This is a genomic window from Microbacterium sp. M, assembly GCF_045181065.1.
In the GTDB taxonomy this organism is placed as follows: Bacteria; Actinomycetota; Actinomycetes; order Actinomycetales; family Microbacteriaceae; genus Microbacterium.
Genome location: NZ_CP173721.1, coordinates 790,862 through 808,973, shown reverse-complemented (window position 1 = coordinate 808,973; position 18,112 = coordinate 790,862). Strand labels below are relative to the sequence as shown.

15 protein-coding genes and 1 tRNA gene are annotated in these 18,112 nt (G+C 69.1%); 4 read left to right on the top strand and 12 right to left on the bottom strand.

Annotated features, from left to right (window positions below; genetic code table 11):
- Positions 1-154 precede the first annotated feature (154 nt).
- Positions 155-778, top strand: coding sequence for a GntR family transcriptional regulator (locus ACI7YT_RS03760; protein ID WP_406249154.1), 624 nt, complete (start codon positions 155-157; stop codon positions 776-778).
- Positions 779-872: 94 nt separating this feature from the next.
- Here the strand turns inward: ACI7YT_RS03760 and ACI7YT_RS03755 are convergent, their stop codons facing one another.
- The 6 genes from ACI7YT_RS03755 to ACI7YT_RS03730 form a co-directional block, all read right to left on the bottom strand.
- Positions 873-1,709, bottom strand: a complete 837-nt coding sequence (locus ACI7YT_RS03755; protein WP_406249153.1) for an endonuclease domain-containing protein — start codon at positions 1,707-1,709, stop codon at positions 873-875.
- A 208-nt stretch (positions 1,710-1,917) separates the two neighbouring features.
- Positions 1,918-2,955: an alpha/beta hydrolase gene (locus ACI7YT_RS03750; protein WP_406249152.1), complete on the bottom strand. Its 1,038-nt coding sequence runs from the start codon at positions 2,953-2,955 to the stop codon at positions 1,918-1,920.
- A 29-nt stretch (positions 2,956-2,984) separates the two neighbouring features.
- Positions 2,985-4,355: an FAD-dependent oxidoreductase gene (locus tag ACI7YT_RS03745; protein ID WP_406249151.1), complete on the bottom strand. Its 1,371-nt coding sequence runs from the start codon at positions 4,353-4,355 to the stop codon at positions 2,985-2,987.
- Positions 4,356-4,390: 35 nt separating this feature from the next.
- Positions 4,391-5,452 carry a polyprenyl synthetase family protein gene (locus ACI7YT_RS03740; protein ID WP_406249150.1) on the bottom strand — a complete coding sequence of 354 codons (1,062 nt, stop codon included), beginning with the start codon at positions 5,450-5,452 and terminating at the stop codon, positions 4,391-4,393.
- 35 nt (positions 5,453-5,487) lie between these two features.
- On the bottom strand, positions 5,488-6,309 hold the full coding sequence (locus ACI7YT_RS03735; RefSeq protein ID WP_406249149.1) for a ubiquinone/menaquinone biosynthesis methyltransferase: 822 nt from the start codon (positions 6,307-6,309) through the stop codon (positions 5,488-5,490).
- Positions 6,310-6,336: 27 nt separating this feature from the next.
- Entirely contained in the window at positions 6,337-6,939 is a 603-nt protein-coding gene (locus ACI7YT_RS03730) for a DUF402 domain-containing protein (protein WP_406249148.1), read from the bottom strand.
- Between the two features lie 77 nt (positions 6,940-7,016).
- Here ACI7YT_RS03730 and ACI7YT_RS03725 point away from each other — a divergent pair, with 77 nt between their 5' ends.
- Positions 7,017-8,261 carry an isochorismate synthase MenF gene (locus ACI7YT_RS03725; protein WP_406249147.1) on the top strand — a complete coding sequence of 415 codons (1,245 nt, stop codon included), beginning with the start codon at positions 7,017-7,019 and terminating at the stop codon, positions 8,259-8,261.
- A gap of 177 nt (positions 8,262-8,438) precedes the next feature.
- Here the strand turns inward: ACI7YT_RS03725 and ACI7YT_RS03720 are convergent, their stop codons facing one another.
- Genes ACI7YT_RS03720 through ACI7YT_RS03710 form a run of 3 tightly spaced genes read right to left on the bottom strand, consistent with a single transcriptional unit; the run spans position 8,439 to position 11,377 of the window.
- The gene (locus ACI7YT_RS03720; protein WP_406249146.1) at positions 8,439-9,293 is read right to left on the bottom strand and encodes a PPK2 family polyphosphate kinase; all 855 of its coding nucleotides are present in this window, start codon (positions 9,291-9,293) and stop codon (positions 8,439-8,441) included.
- A gap of 48 nt (positions 9,294-9,341) precedes the next feature.
- On the bottom strand, positions 9,342-11,036 hold the full coding sequence (menD, locus tag ACI7YT_RS03715) for a 2-succinyl-5-enolpyruvyl-6-hydroxy-3-cyclohexene-1-carboxylic-acid synthase (protein WP_406249145.1): 1,695 nt from the start codon (positions 11,034-11,036) through the stop codon (positions 9,342-9,344).
- The gene (locus ACI7YT_RS03710; RefSeq protein ID WP_406249144.1) at positions 11,033-11,377 is read right to left on the bottom strand and encodes a PLD nuclease N-terminal domain-containing protein; all 345 of its coding nucleotides are present in this window, start codon (positions 11,375-11,377) and stop codon (positions 11,033-11,035) included. The genes menD and ACI7YT_RS03710 overlap by 4 nt, the downstream gene beginning before the upstream one ends.
- 185 nt (positions 11,378-11,562) lie before the next feature.
- Between ACI7YT_RS03710 and ACI7YT_RS03705 the strand changes: the two genes are divergently transcribed.
- The gene (locus tag ACI7YT_RS03705; protein ID WP_406249143.1) at positions 11,563-12,606 is read left to right on the top strand and encodes an iron-containing redox enzyme family protein; all 1,044 of its coding nucleotides are present in this window, start codon (positions 11,563-11,565) and stop codon (positions 12,604-12,606) included.
- Positions 12,603-12,806 (top strand): CDGSH iron-sulfur domain-containing protein, encoded by a 204-nt coding sequence (locus ACI7YT_RS03700; RefSeq protein WP_406249142.1) that lies wholly within the window; start codon positions 12,603-12,605, stop codon positions 12,804-12,806. Before ACI7YT_RS03705 ends, ACI7YT_RS03700 begins: the two co-directional genes overlap by 4 nt.
- 51 nt (positions 12,807-12,857) lie before the next feature.
- Here the strand turns inward: ACI7YT_RS03700 and ACI7YT_RS03695 are convergent, their stop codons facing one another.
- From ACI7YT_RS03695 to ACI7YT_RS03685, 3 genes are all read right to left on the bottom strand, one after another.
- Complete coding sequence (locus tag ACI7YT_RS03695; RefSeq protein WP_406249141.1) at positions 12,858-16,712, bottom strand: SdrD B-like domain-containing protein; 3,855 nt, start codon at positions 16,710-16,712, stop codon at positions 12,858-12,860.
- Between the two features lie 195 nt (positions 16,713-16,907).
- Positions 16,908-16,983, bottom strand: a tRNA-Met gene (locus ACI7YT_RS03690).
- 69 nt (positions 16,984-17,052) lie between these two features.
- Positions 17,053-18,060: a helix-turn-helix transcriptional regulator gene (locus ACI7YT_RS03685; protein WP_406249140.1), complete on the bottom strand. Its 1,008-nt coding sequence runs from the start codon at positions 18,058-18,060 to the stop codon at positions 17,053-17,055.
- Positions 18,061-18,112: the final 52 nt, after the last annotated feature.

The window sequence follows — 18,112 nt, the reverse complement described above, 5'->3', positions numbered from 1 at the left end:
AGTGCGCCGGGCCGGCACCTCCTGTGGCCGGTCGGCGCACTGCGACCGCCGGCCACAGCACATCCCGGGTTGGCATCCCGTCCCCGTTCGTGATGTAGTTACACCCCGGCCGCACCGCAGGGGCTGGGGAAGCGACGTACTTGGGGGCAAGTCGATGACTGGGGATTCGCGACGGATCGGACGAACGAAGAAGCTGCTGGCGGAGGAGATCTTCCAGCATCTCGGCACTGCGATCGTGAACGGCGATCTTGCGCCTCGCGAGCGGATCAGAGATGCCGAGCTCGCGGTGCAGATGCACGTGTCGAGGATGCCGATCCGCGAGGCGTTGCAGCGCCTGGAGCGGATCGGGCTGGTCACGATGTACCCCAGCCGGTACACCGAGGTGGCGCCCGTCACCGACCAGATCGTCGCCGACTCGCGGGAGTTCGCAGCGTTTCAGGGCGGCTTCGTCGCCCGCCTCGCCGCGGAGCGGATGAACGACGCCGAGCGCGACGAGGCGGCAGCGCTCGTCGATGCGTTGGACGAGAGCATCGATGATCCCCTTCGGTACTCGGTCGCGCGCAAGGCTCTGTTCAGCCGGCTGTCGGAGTTCGGCGGCAACGCGCTGCAGCACAGCCTGCTGCGCGAGGTCAGCATGGCACTCGCCCGCAACCTCCGGGAACTGGTGCCGGACGAGAAGGACGTCGCGCTGGCCCGTCACGCCGCCCTTCGCGAAGCCCTGACGACGGGCGACGCGGATGCCGCGGAGCACGCCAGCCGAGCGATCCACGGGTTGTGAGCGCGCGTCGTCGATGACGTTTCACGGACCCGGTGACGAATCACGAACGGATTCACCGGATCGAACCGTGATTCGTCACAGCATCCGTGATTCGTCACCGGATGACCCGCAGCCGGCGGAGTGCCGCGATGATCGCCGCCTGGACCTTCGGCCAGTCGTGGACGATCTGGGCGTAGTCGAAGCGAAGCGTCTCGTATCCGAGATCGGATGCCGCGGCATCCCGCACCCGATCGGCATGCCGTTTCGTCGACGACCCATGGTTCTCGTCACCGTCCGCCTCGATGATCAGTCGGCCGGCGACGACGAAATCGACTCTGCCGACGCCGCCGATGTCCACCTGGCAGTCGAGCCGGATGCCGAGCAGATGCAACCGCAATCGCATCAGGGACTCCAAACCGCTGTCGGCATCAGCTCGCGCGATGTCGATCAGCCAACGAGCCGTTCGCGGCAACGCCACACGGATGCGTGCGCGGGCCGCACGCGGGAGAAGTCCCTGCTTCCACGCGGATTCGTAGGCGGCGAAGAACGCCTCGTCTCCCGCGCACCGACGCAGATGCAGCAGCGCCGTCTCGGTCGACGCCGTTCCGAGCGGCGCAGTGCCACCGAAGTAATGCGAGACGCAGCTGCAGGAGGGGTGCTTGAGGGGATGCCTCTTCGACGGCATCCAGACATGGAGTCCATCGGGTGCCGGAAGCACCCAGATGTGCTTGTTGCGCAGGAGGCTGGCGCAGGTGAGGGTTCCCCCGTGCTCGATCGCCGTTCTCACGTCGTCGTTCAGGGCCGTCGTCGCGAAGACGCCGTTTCGGATGCGCTGGATCGCTCCGCGACTCGTCTCTCGGGCGAGCGCCTGGCGGGTGAAACCGAGCGTCTGCAGAGTGGAGCCGCGGGCGATTCCGCCGAGCCGCGTGATGGTGTCTTTTGCAGAGAGCATGCGGACCACCTTGCGACATCGGCTCTTCAGCCAGGTGCCGAGAGCGTCGATTGTGGACAACCTGCCCGGGACTCGAAGCTGTGCAGGGCGAGTGGTCGGTGACGATTCACGGACCCGGTGACGAATCACGAACGGATTCACCGGATCGAACCGTGATTCGTCACAGCATCCGTGATTCGTCCGGGCCGGAGGGCCTCGGGCGGCCGAGTCATCGGACGGACGCCACCCACCCCGTGACCCACCGGTCCAACCGGCGATAGGCGTCCTCGCGCGCCTCATGCCGGGATAGGAACACGTCGTGCAGGGCCCCGTCGATCCGCTCGACCGTCACAGACGGCCCGAGCTTCAGCGCGGCCCTGGCGATGTCATCGACGACGAGCACGCTGTCGGCACGCGTCAGATCCTCCGACCATCGCGTCGGCACGGTCGTCCGTGCCGAGAGCAGAACGCACACGGGGGCATCGATCGAGAGACCTGCGGCGACCTTCGCGTGCCCGGCGAGGATCGCATGCAGCCACCCCGTGTGCACCGGCATCGTCTGCTCCGGGCGCCACGCGAGATTCACCTCCACCGGATCATCGGGATCCGCTGCCTCCGCCTGCGCCCGCGTGTAGAAGCCGAGATCCACCTGGGGCACGGCATCCAGAGGCCGCACCCGTGCGCCCCAGCCGACCACCGGCGCGATCGCCTGCCTGACCGACCCGAGCTGGAACTCCAGCCACGGCGAATTGAGGATCACTGCAGCCGCGCGCCCCGGATTGCGGGACGCCCACAGGCTCAGGATCAGCCCGCCGGTGGAGTGCCCGAGCAGGAGAAGGCGACGCCCGGATGCCGCAGCATCCGCCATCGCGTCCAGAGCCGCCGCGATGTCCTCGTCGTAGGTCGCGAGGTCGGCGATGTAACCGGGGGTCTGCCCGTCGCGCAGGCTCCGACCGTACTTGCGCAGATCCAGCGCGAAGAAGCGCGCGCCGCGTGCCGTCCAGAACCGCGCCAGGCGCTTCTGGAAGAAGTAGTCCGACCAGCCGTGCACATACAGCACGTCGACATCGGCGAGATCGGGAGCGGGTGCGGTGACCGGCTGACCGCGCAACCGGCGCACGAACCGGTCCCACCCGCTCGGCTCCTCCGGAGCCTTGGGCAGCGCGCGCACGAGCGTCGCGACGACGTCGCCCTCGGCATCCGACCCGAGCGGCAGCGTCAGCTGCTCGAACTCGTCACCGAGGATGTCGGGGGCCCAGTCGGTCATGTGCCCAGAGTACCCATCGGGCCGACGGCTCAGTCCCGGGAGATCTGCACCATCTCGTCGCGGTCCACGACCTTGATGCGGGCGCGATCATGCGGGGCGCCCAGCGCGATCTCGTGCTGGTCGAGGCGGTGCCAGCCGTCCAGATCGGTCCAGGTGACATTCCGCGACGCGAGCAGCGCCGGGATCGCCTCCTCGGACGGATCCTCCGGCTGCCACCACGAACCCTGGTCGTTCACGAGGTGCTGCACGGTCTCCATGGCGTCGGACTTCGTGTGCCCGATCAAGCCCACCGGTCCGCGCTTGATCCATCCGGTCGCGTAGACGCCGGGGACGCGCTCGTTCGAGTCCTTCGCGAGCACCTGACCCTCGTGGTTCGGGATCACGCCGTGCTTCTTGTCGAACGGCACATCCTTCAGCGGCGACCCGAAGTAGCCGATCGCGCGGTACAGCTGACCGATCGCGATCTCGCGCATCTCGCCCGTGCCCTGGACTCCGCCGGAACCGTCCGGCTGGGTGCGCTCGTAGACGATCGCAGCGACGCGGCCCGAGGCGTCCTTCTTGATCTCCACCGGGCGCGCCCAGAAGTGCAGGTGCAGGCGACGGGATGCCTCGCCGCCGGCGTTGTTCGCGCCGGGGCGGGTGCGCCACTGCTGCAGGACGCGATCGATGACCTTGACCTGCTTGTTGCTGGCGACGGCCGCCTTGGAGGCCTCGTCGTAGTCGAAGTCCTCGTCGTACACGACCATGTCGACGTCGCGCAGCTCGCCGAGCTCGCGCAGCTCGAGCGGGGTGAACTTCACCTGGGCAGGGCCTCGACGACCGAACACGTGCACGTCGGTGACCTTCGATGCCTCGAGACCGGCGTGGACGTTGTCCGGGATCTCGGTCGGCAGCAGATCCTCGGCGTGCTTGGCGAGGATGCGCGCCACGTCGAGCGCGACGTTGCCGTTGCCGAGCACCGCGACCGATGAGGCGTCCAGCGTCCAGTCGCGCGGGACGTCGGGGTGCCCGTCGAACCAGCTGACGAAGTCGGCGGCGCCGAAGGAGCCCTCCGCATCGACGCCGGGGATGTCCAGGCTCGTGTCGCGGATCGCGCCGGTGGCGAAGATCACCGCGTTGTAGTGCTTCTTGAGATCGGCCATGGTGATGTCCTCACCGAAGCGGACATTGCCGAAGATGCGGATGTCGCCTCGGTCGAGCACATCCCGCAGCGCGTTGATGACGCCCTTGATGCGCGGATGATCCGGCGCGACGCCGTACCGGACCAGTCCGTACGGCGCGGGGAGCTGCTCGAACAGATCGATCGACACGTCGAAGGAGCGCTCGGTCTTGAGCAGGATGTCAGCAGCGTAGATGCCTGCCGGGCCTGCCCCGACGATGGCCAGCCTGAGCTTGGTCATGTTTCCCTTTCGGATGCTGCGGCGACCGGCGAGCGTCAGCTGCTGCGGTCGGCGAGGGTATCGGCGAAGCGCGTCAGCGCCTCGCGCACGGTGCCCTTCGGGAGCGGAGCGAGCACGGCGATCGCGTCGTTCGTCCACGTGCGGGCGAGTTCGAGAGTCTGCTGCGTGACGGCATGGTCGCGCAGCTCGGCCAACGGCTGATCCAGGATGCTCGGGTCGGCGCCCTCGGCGATGCGGGCGACGCCGTCATCGATGCGGGCCGCGAGGGCCTGCGCCTCGGCATCCGCCCTCGCCTTGAGGAGGAGGTACGGCATCGTGGGAACGCCTGCGCGGAGGTCGGTGCCCGGCACCTTGCCGGTGTCCTCCGGCTTGGCCGACAGGTCGATCACGTCGTCGATGAGCTGGAAGGCCACTCCGACCTTCTCGCCGTAGACGCGCAGCGGCTCGTGGTACTCCTCCGGGGCGTTGGCGAACAGCGCGCCGGCCTGCGTCGCGGCGGCGATGAGGGATCCGGTCTTGTCTGCCAGGACCTGGATGTAGAACTCGATCGGGTCATCGCCCGGCTGTGCGCCGACGGTCTCGTGCAGCTGGCCGAGAACCAGGCGCTCGAACGTGTCGGCCTGGAGGCGGATGGCGCGGTCGCCGTACCGCGACATGAGCTGGCTGGCACGGGAGAACAGGATGTCTCCGGTGAGGATCGCCACGCTGTTGCCCCACACCGCGTGCGCGGCTGGCACCCCGCGGCGGCGGTCGGCGCCGTCCATGACGTCGTCGTGGTACAGCGAGCCGAGGTGCGTCATCTCCAGCGCCTTGGCGATGTCGATGACCGCAGTGGTGTTGCCGTCGCCGAGCTGGGCGGTCAGCAGCGTCAGCACCGGGCGCACCCGCTTGCCGCCCGCTTCGAGGAGGTAGCGGCTCGCGGCATCCGCCACGGAATCCGCGACCCGGAGGTCGACCGCGAGTCCTTCTTCGACCAGTTCGAGGCCGTCTTCGATCTCCCGCGCCACGCGTCGGGCGGCAGGGCCGATGAAGACACGGTCGCTGAAACCGAGTCGGCTCGCCAGGCGCGAACCCGGAGCGGTGGGGCTCGAAGTCACGTTCTCAGCCTACCCGTACCGTCCGTGTCGATCGGTCAGTCCGTTTCGGAGGCCGGTTGGGTCGACGCGGCCGCGGCGCGGGTCTTCGGCTTGGTCGCGCGCTTCGCCCTCGGTGCAGGCTTCGGCGCGGATTCGGGTGCCGCGGCCTTCGGCTTGGTCGCGCGGTGCAGCGCGACGATGCCGAGGCTGAGATCGCGGTGGGCGACGTCGATCCAGCCGGCCTCGCGGATCCAGGCGGCGAGCGCCTTCTGATCAGGCCAGTCGCGGATCGACTCGTTCAGGTAGTCGTAGGCCTCGCTGTTCGTCCCGGCCAGGCGCGCCACGCGCGGCAGGATCTGCGCGTTGTAGAACCGGTAGAGCACGCGGAACAGCGGGTTCGGCGGCGTCGAGAACTCGTTGATGAGCAGTCGGCCGCCGGGCTTGGTCACCCGGTAGAGTTCGCGGATCGCCTTCTTCGGATCCTGGACGTTGCGCAGGCTGTAGGACATCGTGACGGCGTCGAACTCGGCGTCCTCGAACGGCAGATTCGTGGCGTCGGCCTCGACGAACGACAGGTTCGGGAGGTGGCCGTGGCGACGGCGGCCCTCCGCCAGCATCCCCGGCGAGAAGTCGGCCGCGACGACCTCGGCTCCGCTGCGGGCGAGGGATGCCGAAGAAGAAGCCGTTCCGGCCCCGAGGTCGAGGATGCGCTCGCCCGGCTTCGGGCCGACCGCACGGGTGGATGCCGCCCGCCACAATGCGTCGTTGCCGAACGTCATCACGATGTTGGTGCGGTCGTAACCCGCCGCGACCTGATCGAACATGCCGCTGACGCGCGATGGGTCCTTGCCGAGATCGGCGCGATTGGGCTCAGTCACAGGCTCCAGTCTAGGCAACCCGCCCGCTCAACGAGCGAGGGGACGATCGAGGCCGAGCGCCACGAGGCGGTCGAGCCAGGCATCCCCTGTGGCGTCGTCGAACGGCGCGACCTGACGACGCACGCGGTCCTCGAGGTCGAGGGTCAGCGCCTCCAGAAGCTCCATGACGTCGGCCGGGTATCCGTACCTGGCGCTGTGCTCGGCCCACTCGTCGCGGTCGTCGACGTACGTGCCCTCGTCATTCGTGCGGCGGATGACGTCGAGGTCCATGTCGATGCCGGTGGCCAGCAGCGGACTCTCCCAGCGGACATCCCAGGCGATGTCGATGTAGATGCGGAGGTCCCGCGGATGATCACGGTTCACGGTCAACGCGTACTCCGCGGCGGCGGGGATCAGCGTGACCTTGTTGCGCTGACCGACATGGTCGACGGCCGGGATCAGCGTGACGTTCGGGACGTCCGCATCGAACGCGGCGCCGGGGCGGACGCTGTGGAACCCCACCGGCTGACCGACCCAGTCGCCCCAGGCATCCGATCCGAGGTAGACGCACTCGTGACGCCAGTGCGGCGAGCCGTCCCACTTGCGCCACTGGAAGATCATCTCGGTGCCGGGTGCGGGGCGGTCGCTCATCGTGCCAGCCTATGCGGCCGGTCCCTTTCGTTGAGCGAGGACGGCCGATCGGTCCGGGGCAGTCATATCCTGGAAGGGTGAGCAACAGCCTGGTCGTGCAGACCCGCGAGATCGAACCCGTCGAAGATCTGCTGGCCCATGCCGACCCCGCCGCCCCCCTCGCCTGGCTGCGTCGCGGCGACGGATTCGTCGCGGCAGGATCCGGTGTCGCCGCCGTGATCCGCGTCCCCGCCGGCGTCGGTCCGTCCCGTGCTGCGATCGCCTCGGAAGCCTGGCGCGCCCTCTGCGCGGATGCCGACATCGACGACACCGTGAACCTCCCCGGGTCGGGACTCGTGGCGTTCGGCACTCTCACGTTCGACGAGGATTCGGCCGTCGACAGCATCCTGATCGTGCCGTCGATCATCGTGGGCAAGCGCCACGGACGCAGCTGGATCACCCGCATCAGCGCCGACGCCCCGCTCGCCGAGAGCGAGTACGGACCGCACTGGGCAGGTACCGTCGGTCCCGGCGCGCAGACGCCGGAGGGGTACCAGGCGTCGGTCGAGGCGGCCCTCGACCGCATCGCCGCCGGGGAGCTCAGCAAGGTCGTCCTCGCGCGCGATCTCGCCGGGACGATCCCGGCCGGCTCCGACCTGCGTCGCCTGGTCCGCGCCCTCTCGACCGGATACCCCGACACCTGGACCTTCGCCGTCGACGGGCTGATCGGCGCGAGCCCGGAGACCCTCGTCACCGCACAGCACGGCAGCGTGACCGCGCGCGTCCTCGCCGGAACGATCGGACGCGGTGCGGACCCGGATGCCGACACGGTCGCCTCGGCATCCCTCGCCTCCAGCACGAAAGATCTCGACGAGCACCAGTACGCCGTGCAGAGCCTGCTGGTGTCGTTGCGCCCGCACGTGCGCGCAATGGCGGCGAGCGAGCAGCCTTTCCTGCTGAAGCTCCCGAACCTGTTCCACCTCGCGACCGACGTCGAGGGCGAGCTGGCCGACGGGGAGTCCGCACTGGATCTGGTCGGCGCGCTGCATCCGACCGCCGCGGTGGCCGGCACCCCGACGGAGGCCGCGATCGCCGCGATCCGGGAGCTCGAGCCGTTCGATCGGGGCCGCTACGCCGGCCCGGTCGGATGGGTGGATGCCGAGGGCAACGGCGAGTGGGCCATCGCCCTGCGCTGCGCCCAGTTCGACGCGGATGCCTCAGCGGATGCCCCGATCGCCGTCACCGCGTACGCCGGCGCGGGAATCGTCGCCGGCAGCGATCCGGAGACGGAGCTGCTCGAGACGCGCGTGAAGTTCCGCCCGCTGGTCGACGCGCTGGCGTAGGGGCGCTTCCGGCTTCTTGCAGAGGGCGCTTCTGGTCGCATCGCGAGCGCCGAGGCGGCCAGACGCGACACCTCCCCGGCAGGACACCGCCCCCGCCCACCACCAGGGGACCCATATGGCCGCATCGCACGCCCCGAGGCGACCACACGCGGCACCTCCCCGGCGACAGGGGCGCGCTCAGCTCGCGGCGAGGCGCGCCTTCTCCGCGGCGACGTCGAAGTCCGCCGCCGGCCACTGCGGGTCGATGTCCTGCAGCGCGGCGAGCAGCAGCTCCTGCACGGCGAGACGCGCGTACCACTTGCGGTTCGCCGGCACGACGTGCCAGGGCGCGGCATCCGTCGACGTCCGGTCGAACACGGTCTGGTAGGCGTCCATGTACGCGGGCCACAGCATCCGCTCGTCGACGTCGCCGGGGTTGTACTTCCAGTGCTTGTCCGGGCGATCGAGCCGCTCCATGAGCCGCTCCTTCTGCTCATCCGGCGAGATGTGCAGCATGACCTTGACGATCCGGGTTCCGGATGCCGCGACCCGCGCCTCGAACTCGTTGATCGCGTCGTAGCGTCGCTCGATCTCCGCGGCATCCGCGAGGGATCGAACCTTCCCGATCAGGACGTCCTCGTAGTGCGAGCGGTCGAAGACGCCGATGTAGCCGGGCGAGGGCAGTCGCTTCTCGACCCGCCAGAGGAAGTCCTGCGCGCGCTCCTCCTCGGTGGGCGCCTTGAACGCGGCGAGCTCGATGCCCTGCGGGTCGACACCGCCGACCACGTGCCGGACGATACCGCCCTTGCCCGCGGAATCCATCGCCTGCAGCACGAGCAGCACGGCATCCTGCGTCTTTCCGGCACGGCTCGCGGCCCACAGCCGTTCCTGCAGTTCGTCCAGGTCGTGCACGCGCGTGGCGAGATCCTGATGGCCGCGAAGCTTGTCGCCGTCGTATCCCGGGGTGCCGTGCGGGTCGACATCCGCCAGGCGGAACCCCTCGCTCACGCGCAGGGCCTCGGATGCGTCGGCGTGCCAGCCGTGTGTGCTCATGCGCCCATCATGCCGGATGCCCTGGTTCGCGCGGGGACTCGGGCGCGGTCAGCGCTCGAGCGGGACTTCGATGAGCTGGCGCCCACCGGCCGGAGTCGTGAGCGCCTGATCGAGCGCCGACCGGGTCGTGACCCGCTGATACTCCCAGCCGTACGCGCGCGCCAGGTGCTCGATCCCGACCGTGTGCGGGGTGTAGAAAGCGCGGTCGAGGTCCTCCCCCCGGGCCTCGGATGCGACCTCGAGCGAATCGAAGATCGTCCCCCCGCGGTCATTGCCGACGATCACCTGCAGGCGCGGTTCGGGCTCGTCCGGCGGGAGCAGGAGCGAACCGACGTCATGCAGCAGCGTGAGGTCGCCGAGCAGCACACGGGTGACGCCCGCAGCGCCGGCGGCCCGGCTCGCGATCGCGATGCCCATGGCTGTGGCGATCGTGCCGTCGATGCCGGCGAGACCACGGTTGGCGTGCACCGGGACCTTCTTGCCCGGCAGCACCGCGTCCGCGACGCGGACGAGCCTGGAGGAACCGAACACGAGCCGGTCGTGCGGCCAGGTCGCCCGCCAGACGGCATCGGCGAGCAGCGCCCTGTCCAAGGGTCGGCGGACGGCGGCGAGTTCGGCGCTGACCGCATCGCGTCTGATCGCCGCATCGGCGGAGAGCAGGCCGTCGGTGTCCGGCGCCGGATCGGACAGGTCGACGGATGCCGCGGCCGACGCCGCCCGCCACGCACCGAGCCACGACCGGTCCGTGTCGCCTTCTGCCACGACGACGGATGCCGCGGAGGTCGTCCGCCCGTTGAGATTCAGCGCCTCGCCGCCGGATCGCACCGCCACGACGTCGACGTCGGCGCGGCGCAGCAGGGCGGTCACCTCGCGGCTGAGCGTCGGATGCCCGAACACGATCACGCGCTGGATGCGGCCCCCGAGCTGCGGATCGCGCAGGAGTGCACGATACCCGTGCACGAGATTTCGTCCGAAGCGCGCACCGCTGACGATCTCCGCGACGAGCGGCCAGTCTCCGGCGTGCGCTGCGGCCTCGGCGTCCTGACCCGCATCGGCGCCGGCGACGACCAGTGTCCGTGGCCCGTGGTGCACTGCGAGCGGCGGCATCGGGGCCGTGCTGGGGGCCGGCCCCGGCGTCGCCGTCACGGACGATGCGAGAGCCGCCGACAGCGGCTCTCGGGACGGGAGGTTCAGATGAACCGGACCTGCGACGCCCATGATCGGTGCCGCGGTCGGCCGGGTGGGATCGTCGACGGCACCGAGCGCGACCGATACGGCCCGCTCGCCGAGCGCCGCCCAGTCGAACGCGTCGTCGTCGCCCGGCACCGGTGCATCGAGACTGAGTCGCGCGAACGGTGTGAACAGCCCGGGCTGGACGGTCGCCTGATTCGCGCCGACTCCTCGCAGCTCCGGCGGACGGTCGGCGGTCAGCAGCAGCAGGGGCACTCCGGCGTGGAACGCCTCCATCGCAGCGGGCAGCAGATTCGCCACCGCGGTTCCGGACGTGCAGACGATCGCCACCGGCGCCCGCTGCTCACGGGCGATACCCAGGGCAGTGAAGCCCGCGACCCGCTCGTCGATCCGCACGTGCACGCGCAGCGAACCCTGCCGGGCGAAGTGCGTCGCGGCGAGCGCGAGCGCCTGCGATCGCGACCCCGGTGAGAGCACGACATCGCGCACGCCGTGTGCGATGAGCGAGGCGATCAGGGACGCCGCGGCATTCGTGGCCGGGGAGGCCGTCACGACCGTGGTTCCGCCGGGCCGTCGTTCTCGTCGTCCAGGCGGGCGAGTTCTTCCTCAAGACGGCGGATGCGGTCGTCCTGCTCGGTCTTGCTGATGCTGCGCAGGAACTCGGGGTCGTCATCCGGTGCGACCGAACGTGCCACTCCCTTACCACCGGCGCGGTAGCGGCCGATCGTGAACCAGAGGATGCCGCCGATGACGGGAATCAGGACCACGATCGCGATCCAGACGCCCTTGGACACGCCACGATGTCGCGTCGCCGGCTGCACTGCGCAGTCGACGATGCTGAACACCCAGAAGACGAGGGCCAGCAGGCCTCCGATGAACAACAGTCGAACCACGCCCTCAGTCTAGGCCGCTTGTCTGCACGTCGGCCCCCAACGACGATGCCGGCCCCACGCGGAGCTCGGTTCGTACCCTGTCCCCCGGCCGCCGGTCAAGGCCGTTCCCGCCTTGCGCCCCGAGCGACAGACTGCGGAGACACCAGGATCGGGTCGCGCCGATCGCACCAGGATCGGAGATCATCGTGACGCTCGCTGCTGTCGCCCCCGTCGTCCACCTCCCGTTCTCCGGACGCGGCCCGCTCGGCGAAGCCGTCCTGCAGCACCTCGGCGGTGGAGACACCGACCTCGACCACGGCGTACTGGCCGGACAGGCGCTCGCGCAGACCCCGGATATCGTCCACGACGACGACATCCAGCTCGCCCTCTTCGCCCTGTACGCCTCCTCCTACGGCTCGATCGAGTCGTTCTCGCCGGACAAGGAGTGGGATCCGGAGCTGATCGCGACGCGACGGATGCTGGAGGAGCGCTTCGAGCAGGCGCTGCGCGCACAGGTTCCGCAACCCGACCTACCAGCGCGCACCGCCGACGCCGTCGCCCGGTCGCTGTTCGCTCTGACCGCGGCGGACTCCGGACCGAGCCTGTCTCGCCACCTCGCGAGAACGGCGACGTCGGAGCAGGCCAGGGAATTCCTCATCCAGCGCTCCGTGTACACGCTGCGGGAAGCCGATCCCCACTCGTGGGCGATCCCCCGCCTGCCGGGGCGGGCGAAAGCCGCGCTGGTCGAGATCCAGGCCGACGAATACGGCGGTGGACGACCGGATCGCGTCCACGCGGCGATCTTCGCGGCATCCCTGCGCGGGGCAGGACTCGACGACACCTACGGGACCTACGTCGACGACGTTCCCGCGATCACCCTCGCCTCGCACAACATGATGTCGATGTTCGGGCTCAACCGGCGCCTGCTCGGAGCGATCGTCGGCCACCTCGCCGCGTTCGAGATGACGTCGTCGATCCCGAACCGCCTGTATGCCGACGGTCTGCGCCGGCTCGGCTTCGGAGACGACGTCACCGACTATTTCGACGAGCACGTCGAAGCGGATGCCGTCCACGAGCAGATCGCCGCCCGAGACCTCGCCGGCGCTCTCGCCGAGGACCGCCCCGACCTGCTGGCGGACATCATGTTCGGGGCCGCGGCCTGCCTGACCGTCGACGGCTGGGTCGGTCGGCACATGCTGGATGCCTGGTCACGCGGCGAATCCTCGCTGCGATCGGGGGCGAGCTCATGACCGGCGAGCGCGCGACCATCACGCCGTATCCGGACGGTCCGCTGCTCGTGCGCGGAGACGTCGACCTGCGCACGCCGGACGGTGAGCCCGTGCAGCGCAACCGCCGCACGGTCGCCCTGTGCCGGTGCGGGCTGTCGGCGATCAAGCCGTTCTGCGATGGGACGCACAAGGCGGCCGGCTTCCGGACGGAGGGGGACTGAAGACCGGCCAGAACGGGACGGCGCGTTCGCGCCGTCCCGTTCGTCTGCACGTCAGGCCCTGCGGCGCCGCCAGAACAGGACCGCTCCACCCGCGAACAGCAGCACGAGCGCAGTCGCGGCCAGGCCCAGCGGGAGCGAACCGCCGGTGCGCGGCAGCTCGTTCACACCCGGCGTACCCGGGTGAGCGGGGTCGATCCCGCCGTTGCCGGGCGTCACCGGTGCGGGTTGCTCAGGCGTCACCGGAACGGTCGGGTCCGTCGGCCCCGGGTTCACCGGGTCGACGGGCTCCACGGGGTTCGTCGGGTCGACCGGCTCGACCGGGTCGGTCGGGTCCACCGGGTCCGTCGGGTCGACCGGATTCACCGGATCGGTCGGGTCGACAGGCTCCATCGGGTCCACAGGATCCGTCGGGTCCACGGGATCCGTCGGGTCCACGGGATCCGTCGGGTCCACGGGATCCACCGGGTCGGTCGGGTCCGTCGGGTCCGTCGGGTCCGTCGGGTCGACCGGATCAACCGGGTCCACGGGATCCGTCGGGTCCGTCGGGTCCACGGGATCCACAGGGTCTACCGGATCCACAGGATCCACAGGATCCACCGGATCCACAGGGTCCACCGGATCCACCGGCGCGTCCCGCACGATCACGCCGGCATCCCACGTCGGGTCGATGCCCTCCGTCGCCCGGACCTCTCCCCAGGGATACTCGAGCGTGAGGCGCGTGTTGTCCTCGCCGAGCACGATCGTGGTGGTCAGACCCGTCGCCGGGTCGGCGTCGGAATCCGCAGCATCGTCATCCCCGGCATCCGCCGTGGTGAAGGTGTAGATCTCCTTCTGCTCATCGGTGAGGGTGAACTTCACCTGGTACTCCCCCGCCGGCAGCTCGTCGAACAGGTAGCGACCGAACTCGTCCGTCGTGGTCGTGCCGATCACCTCTCCGTCGCGGATGAGTTCGACCGTGACGCCCGGCAGCACCTGCTCGGACTTCTCCTGCACGCCGTCCTTGTCCGCGTCGATCCAGACGACGTCGCCGATGGCGTACGTCCGCTCCGGTTCGACGGTCTCGCCTGGCGTGTTGAACAGCACGACGTCGGCCGAGCCGCCGTCCTCACCGACCACGATCCGGCTCGATTCCGCCGCCTTCTCGTATCCGGCCGGAGCGACGTCCTCGCGCAGCCAGTAGACGCCCGGCTCCGCGACGACCGGAGTCGCGCCGTCCGCCGTGACGATCTTGCCGTCCGTGACGCGCAGGTCGCTCAGCACGACCGTGCTCTGATCCGCCCCGAGCACGGAGAACCGCGCATCGGCGTCCGTGATCATCTTCGCCGCGTTCGTGCTGTCGCGCTTGAGCAGGCTCAGCGGATAGTCGTTCGTCGGCGTGATGGTCGCTCCGGCCGCTCCGATCACGTTCGTGATGCCCATGTTCGGCTCGTGCTCGACGATGCGCACCGCGAAGTGCAGCGCGACCGTCTCGCCCGGCGTCACGCGACCGCGTTCGACGGTCACCGTCTCGGCATCCGCGTCGTACGAGGCGACGAGCTGCGAACCGGGAATCGCGTAAGTCGGCCCATCGGTCGTCGCCTCGGACACTGCGTCGTCCACGAAGCCGACGAACTCGACGCCCTCCGGAAGCCGGTCGACGACATCCTCGACCATGTTCGCGAAGGTGCCGTGCGGCATCAGCTCGACACGGTAGACGAACTCGTTCTGCACCAGTGCGCCCGTGTCGTCCGTCTCGACCCGCAGGTTCGACGTGAAGGTGCCGGTCGCAGCATCGTAGACGCGCTTGCGCACCTCCATCTCGTTGCCGTAGCTCGTGGCCGTCGTGCTCGAGCTCGACGTGTACACGATCTCCTGATCGGCACCCTCGTAGCGCGCCGAGTTCACGACGTCGAGCGTCTGCTTGCCCTGCAGCACGTGCGTGGGCAGCGAGATCGTGATGTTCCACGTCCCGGTGTACGGCGCAGCCGCCGACGCGCCCCAGGACGCATCCTTCGGGAACTCCGCGTTCGGGGCGATCACGAGGTCGCCGGCCTCGTCGATCGACACGTCGAACGTGTCGCCGTCCAGCGGATAGTTCCAGGCGTACGTCCCCGTGATCGACGCCTTGATCTGCGGGAGCGTCTCTTCCGTGACGTCGAACACGTCGTGATCGATGTCGTCGACGATGCGCGAGGTCGCGGCATCCCCGACGCCCTGACCGATCGTGAACGTGTACGGGATCAGTGCGGACGTCCCCGAGCTGACCGTCACGGTGCCGCCCTGGGTCGTCTTGGCGAACTTGCTCGGGTCATCGACACCGTCGTCCGTGTTCTTCGGAACCGTGATGGTCGTCGACGCACCCTTCGCCTCGTAGCGGCCGTCCGCGTAGATGAAATAGGCGTTGTTGTCGACGCGGTACCGGGTCTCGTACTGCGTCTCGTACGTCGGCCACTGCGACAGCGACTCGATGGTCGCCTTCGCCGTGAGCGTGTAGCTCTTCGTGGTGTCCTTGCCGACGTTGAGGTAGATCGTCTGGCCGGACACGACGTAGGTGCCGACATACTCGTCGGCTGCGATCGCGTTCTCGGCATTGCCGGACAGATCGGATGCCGGGGTCAGCGCGACCTCGTCGCCGTTCTGGTCCACCAGACGGAGGAAGCCCGCGTCGTCGATGTTCCACGACGCCTGATCGGCGAGTGTGTCGCGGATCACCACGTTGCGGTTCAGAGCGAACGGCCCGTCGGCGAAGTCCGCGAACACGGTCAAGTCAGCACCCAATGTGTACGTCACGGGAATGCCGTCGGACAGCGTCGAACCCGCTGCGACCTGTTCGTCGAGCGTGACGGCGGTCGGGTCGGCGGTCTTGCTGAACGCGCTGCCGGTGCCGGGGCGGTCCTGCCCCTTGACCGAGCCGCTGATGCTGGTGCTCGCCGTCCGCTTCTCGCCCTTGATGTCGGCGCCGTTGGTCAGCGTGACCGCGTAGTTGCCGCCGTTGACCTTGTCGACGGCGTCGTACGCGGCCTGGAGCTCGTCACGCACAGCGGCGAGCGCCTCGGCATCCGCGATCCGCGCCTTGTAGGCGAAGGTGTAGACCGAGTTGGCTTCGGCGTCGAAGCCGTAACTGAACGTCGTGCCCGAGATGGCAGGCAGGCCGTCGAGCTCCGTGGTGATCGGGTTGAGGTCGTTCTCATCGCGGACGACCTTCGAACCGGACAGCGAACCGTCCACGAACGCCAGGTGCGCGCCGAGAGTGTCGGTCAGCGTGATCTCGCGCGCCTCGGCGCTCGAGATCGTCACGGTGTAGGGGATCTCGATGTCCAGGACGCTCTCGTCGAAGACGACCGTCCCGTCGACGACGGTGTGCGGGATCGACACCCAGGCGGCCGACTTGTTCGCGCCGGTCGCGGTGTCGCGCGGCGAGTCGCCCTCGTCAGTCACGATGACCGTCTGCGTCGTCTGCTCGCCATCGACCTCCCAAACGAGATCCCGGACCTCGGACTGCTCGACCACGTCGACGGTGAACTGGAGATCCAGCACACCCTGGTTGACGTCCGTCGGGAACGGGTCCTTGAACGTCACGACCAGGTGTCCGGCGTCGTTCACCTCGAGTGATTCGACGGCGGTGTTGCCCGCCGGCACGACGAGTGCCGGATCGGGGATCGTGATCCCCTCGGGCAGCGTGATCTCGACTACCGCTCCGTCGTCCATGCTCCCGTAGCCGAGCTGCAGGTTGTACGTCCCGCCTTCGGTCAGCACCGGCATCCCGTTGTGCGAGCTCCCGGATTCCACCGGGAACAGCGTGACCTTGCCGCCCGCAGCGAACGCCGGCGTGCCGACGCCTCCGACCGCGAGCAGGGCGACCAGTATCCCGGCCAACCAGTGCATGAGAGTGCGCGCGCGCGGGCGCGCCGAATCGTCCTTGGACATTTTTCCCCTTTGTCCCCAACGCACGCCACCACAGCGCACGAACACACAGAAAGGCACGTGAACTTCACGCGCCTTCGCGATGGTGCCGCGTGATGCGGCACACGAGTCGACGGGCCATTCGGGTGGCCCGTCACAGGGAGAGAGCGAGGAAGTGCCGAACTATTACGCGGAAAGCGCGAATCGATCCGAACGGAGTGGACGCGACGGCGGGAGTCGAACCCGCAGCGCTTCCAGGTATGAGCTGGAGCCCGGGACCGCCCGGATCGCCGCGATGTCTTGCAACGCAATCGACGTTACCTGCCCGTGATCTTCCTGGCCAGGGCTGCAAGCTGGGATAACACTATGAGTCAGCGGATGACGCGGGATGACGCGGCACCGGCGGCTCGGCATCCAGAGCCTTCAGCACCCGGGTGAGCGACTCGCGCAGCTCGGAACGACCGGGCTCAGGGAAATCCGTGACGTAGTCGACCCCGGCCGGAATGTAGAGCATCCCGTACAGCGCCTCCCGCCAGTCGCCGCCCCCGATCGGCCAGCGCGTGCGGCCGCCGGTCTCGGCGGTGGCGCCCTGCGCCCAGACGCCGAAGTACTCCTGCATCTGCTCGATCGGCAGTTCCATGACCACGTCCGCCTCGATCTTCTGCGGCGACCACGAGGTCGCGATCAGGATGCGCTCGGCGACCTCCTCCTCGGTGATCTCCCGTCGTGAGAACAGCACGCGGGTGTGCTCGATGTCGTCGATCCGGTCGACGCGGAACGTCCGCCAATCATCGCGATCGAGATCCCAGCACAGCAGGTACCACTTGCGTCCGGCCGGCGACAGCACGTGCGGCTCGACCCGGCGGATGCTCTGAGCCCCCTGCCCGTCGGTGTAGCGCAACCGCACGCGCTCGCTGTCGCGAGCGGCCAGCGCGAGCTCCCCCAGCACCACCGGCGACACGGAGGGCCCCTCCCCGATGCGCGCGGGCTGCACCGCGCCGGCGAGCGCGTTCACCCGGCGGCGCAGTGCAGACGGAAGCACCTGCTCGAGCTTCGCGAGCGCCGTGAGCGTCACCTCGGCGCCGCCGACGAGCTGCTGCGTCGCCGCGACACGCAGTCCGATCGTCATCGTGACCGCCTCGTCGTCGGTGAGCAGCAGCGGAGGGACCGCGCTGCCCGCTTCGAGGCGGTACCCGCCTGCCGCGCCCGGTGCCGATTCGACGCGATAACCCAGTTCGCGCAGTCGATCGACGTCGCGGCGCACGGTCCGCTCGGTGACCTCGAGGCGGCGTGCGAGTTCGGCGCCCGACCAGTGGCGATGCGTCTGCAGCAGGTTCAGCAGCGAGAGGGCGCGGGAGGTGGTGTCGGTCATATCGTCAAGATTGCCAGATCATGCGGACAGGATCTGTCCGCATGGTTTTCTA

Coding starts and splice junctions, on each gene's coding strand:
- ACI7YT_RS03760 (WP_406249154.1), top strand. CDS start 155: ATGACTGGGGATTCGCGACGGATCGGACGAACGAAGAAGCTGCTGGCG.
- ACI7YT_RS03755 (WP_406249153.1), bottom strand. CDS start 1,709: ATGCTCTCTGCAAAAGACACCATCACGCGGCTCGGCGGAATCGCCCGC.
- ACI7YT_RS03750 (WP_406249152.1), bottom strand. CDS start 2,955: ATGACCGACTGGGCCCCCGACATCCTCGGTGACGAGTTCGAGCAGCTG.
- ACI7YT_RS03745 (WP_406249151.1), bottom strand. CDS start 4,355: ATGACCAAGCTCAGGCTGGCCATCGTCGGGGCAGGCCCGGCAGGCATC.
- ACI7YT_RS03730 (WP_406249148.1), bottom strand. CDS start 6,939: ATGAGCGACCGCCCCGCACCCGGCACCGAGATGATCTTCCAGTGGCGC.
- ACI7YT_RS03720 (WP_406249146.1), bottom strand. CDS start 9,293: ATGAGCACACACGGCTGGCACGCCGACGCATCCGAGGCCCTGCGCGTG.
- ACI7YT_RS03700 (WP_406249142.1), top strand. CDS start 12,603: ATGACCGGCGAGCGCGCGACCATCACGCCGTATCCGGACGGTCCGCTG.
- ACI7YT_RS03695 (WP_406249141.1), bottom strand. CDS start 16,712: ATGTCCAAGGACGATTCGGCGCGCCCGCGCGCGCGCACTCTCATGCAC.
- ACI7YT_RS03685 (WP_406249140.1), bottom strand. CDS start 18,060: ATGACCGACACCACCTCCCGCGCCCTCTCGCTGCTGAACCTGCTGCAG.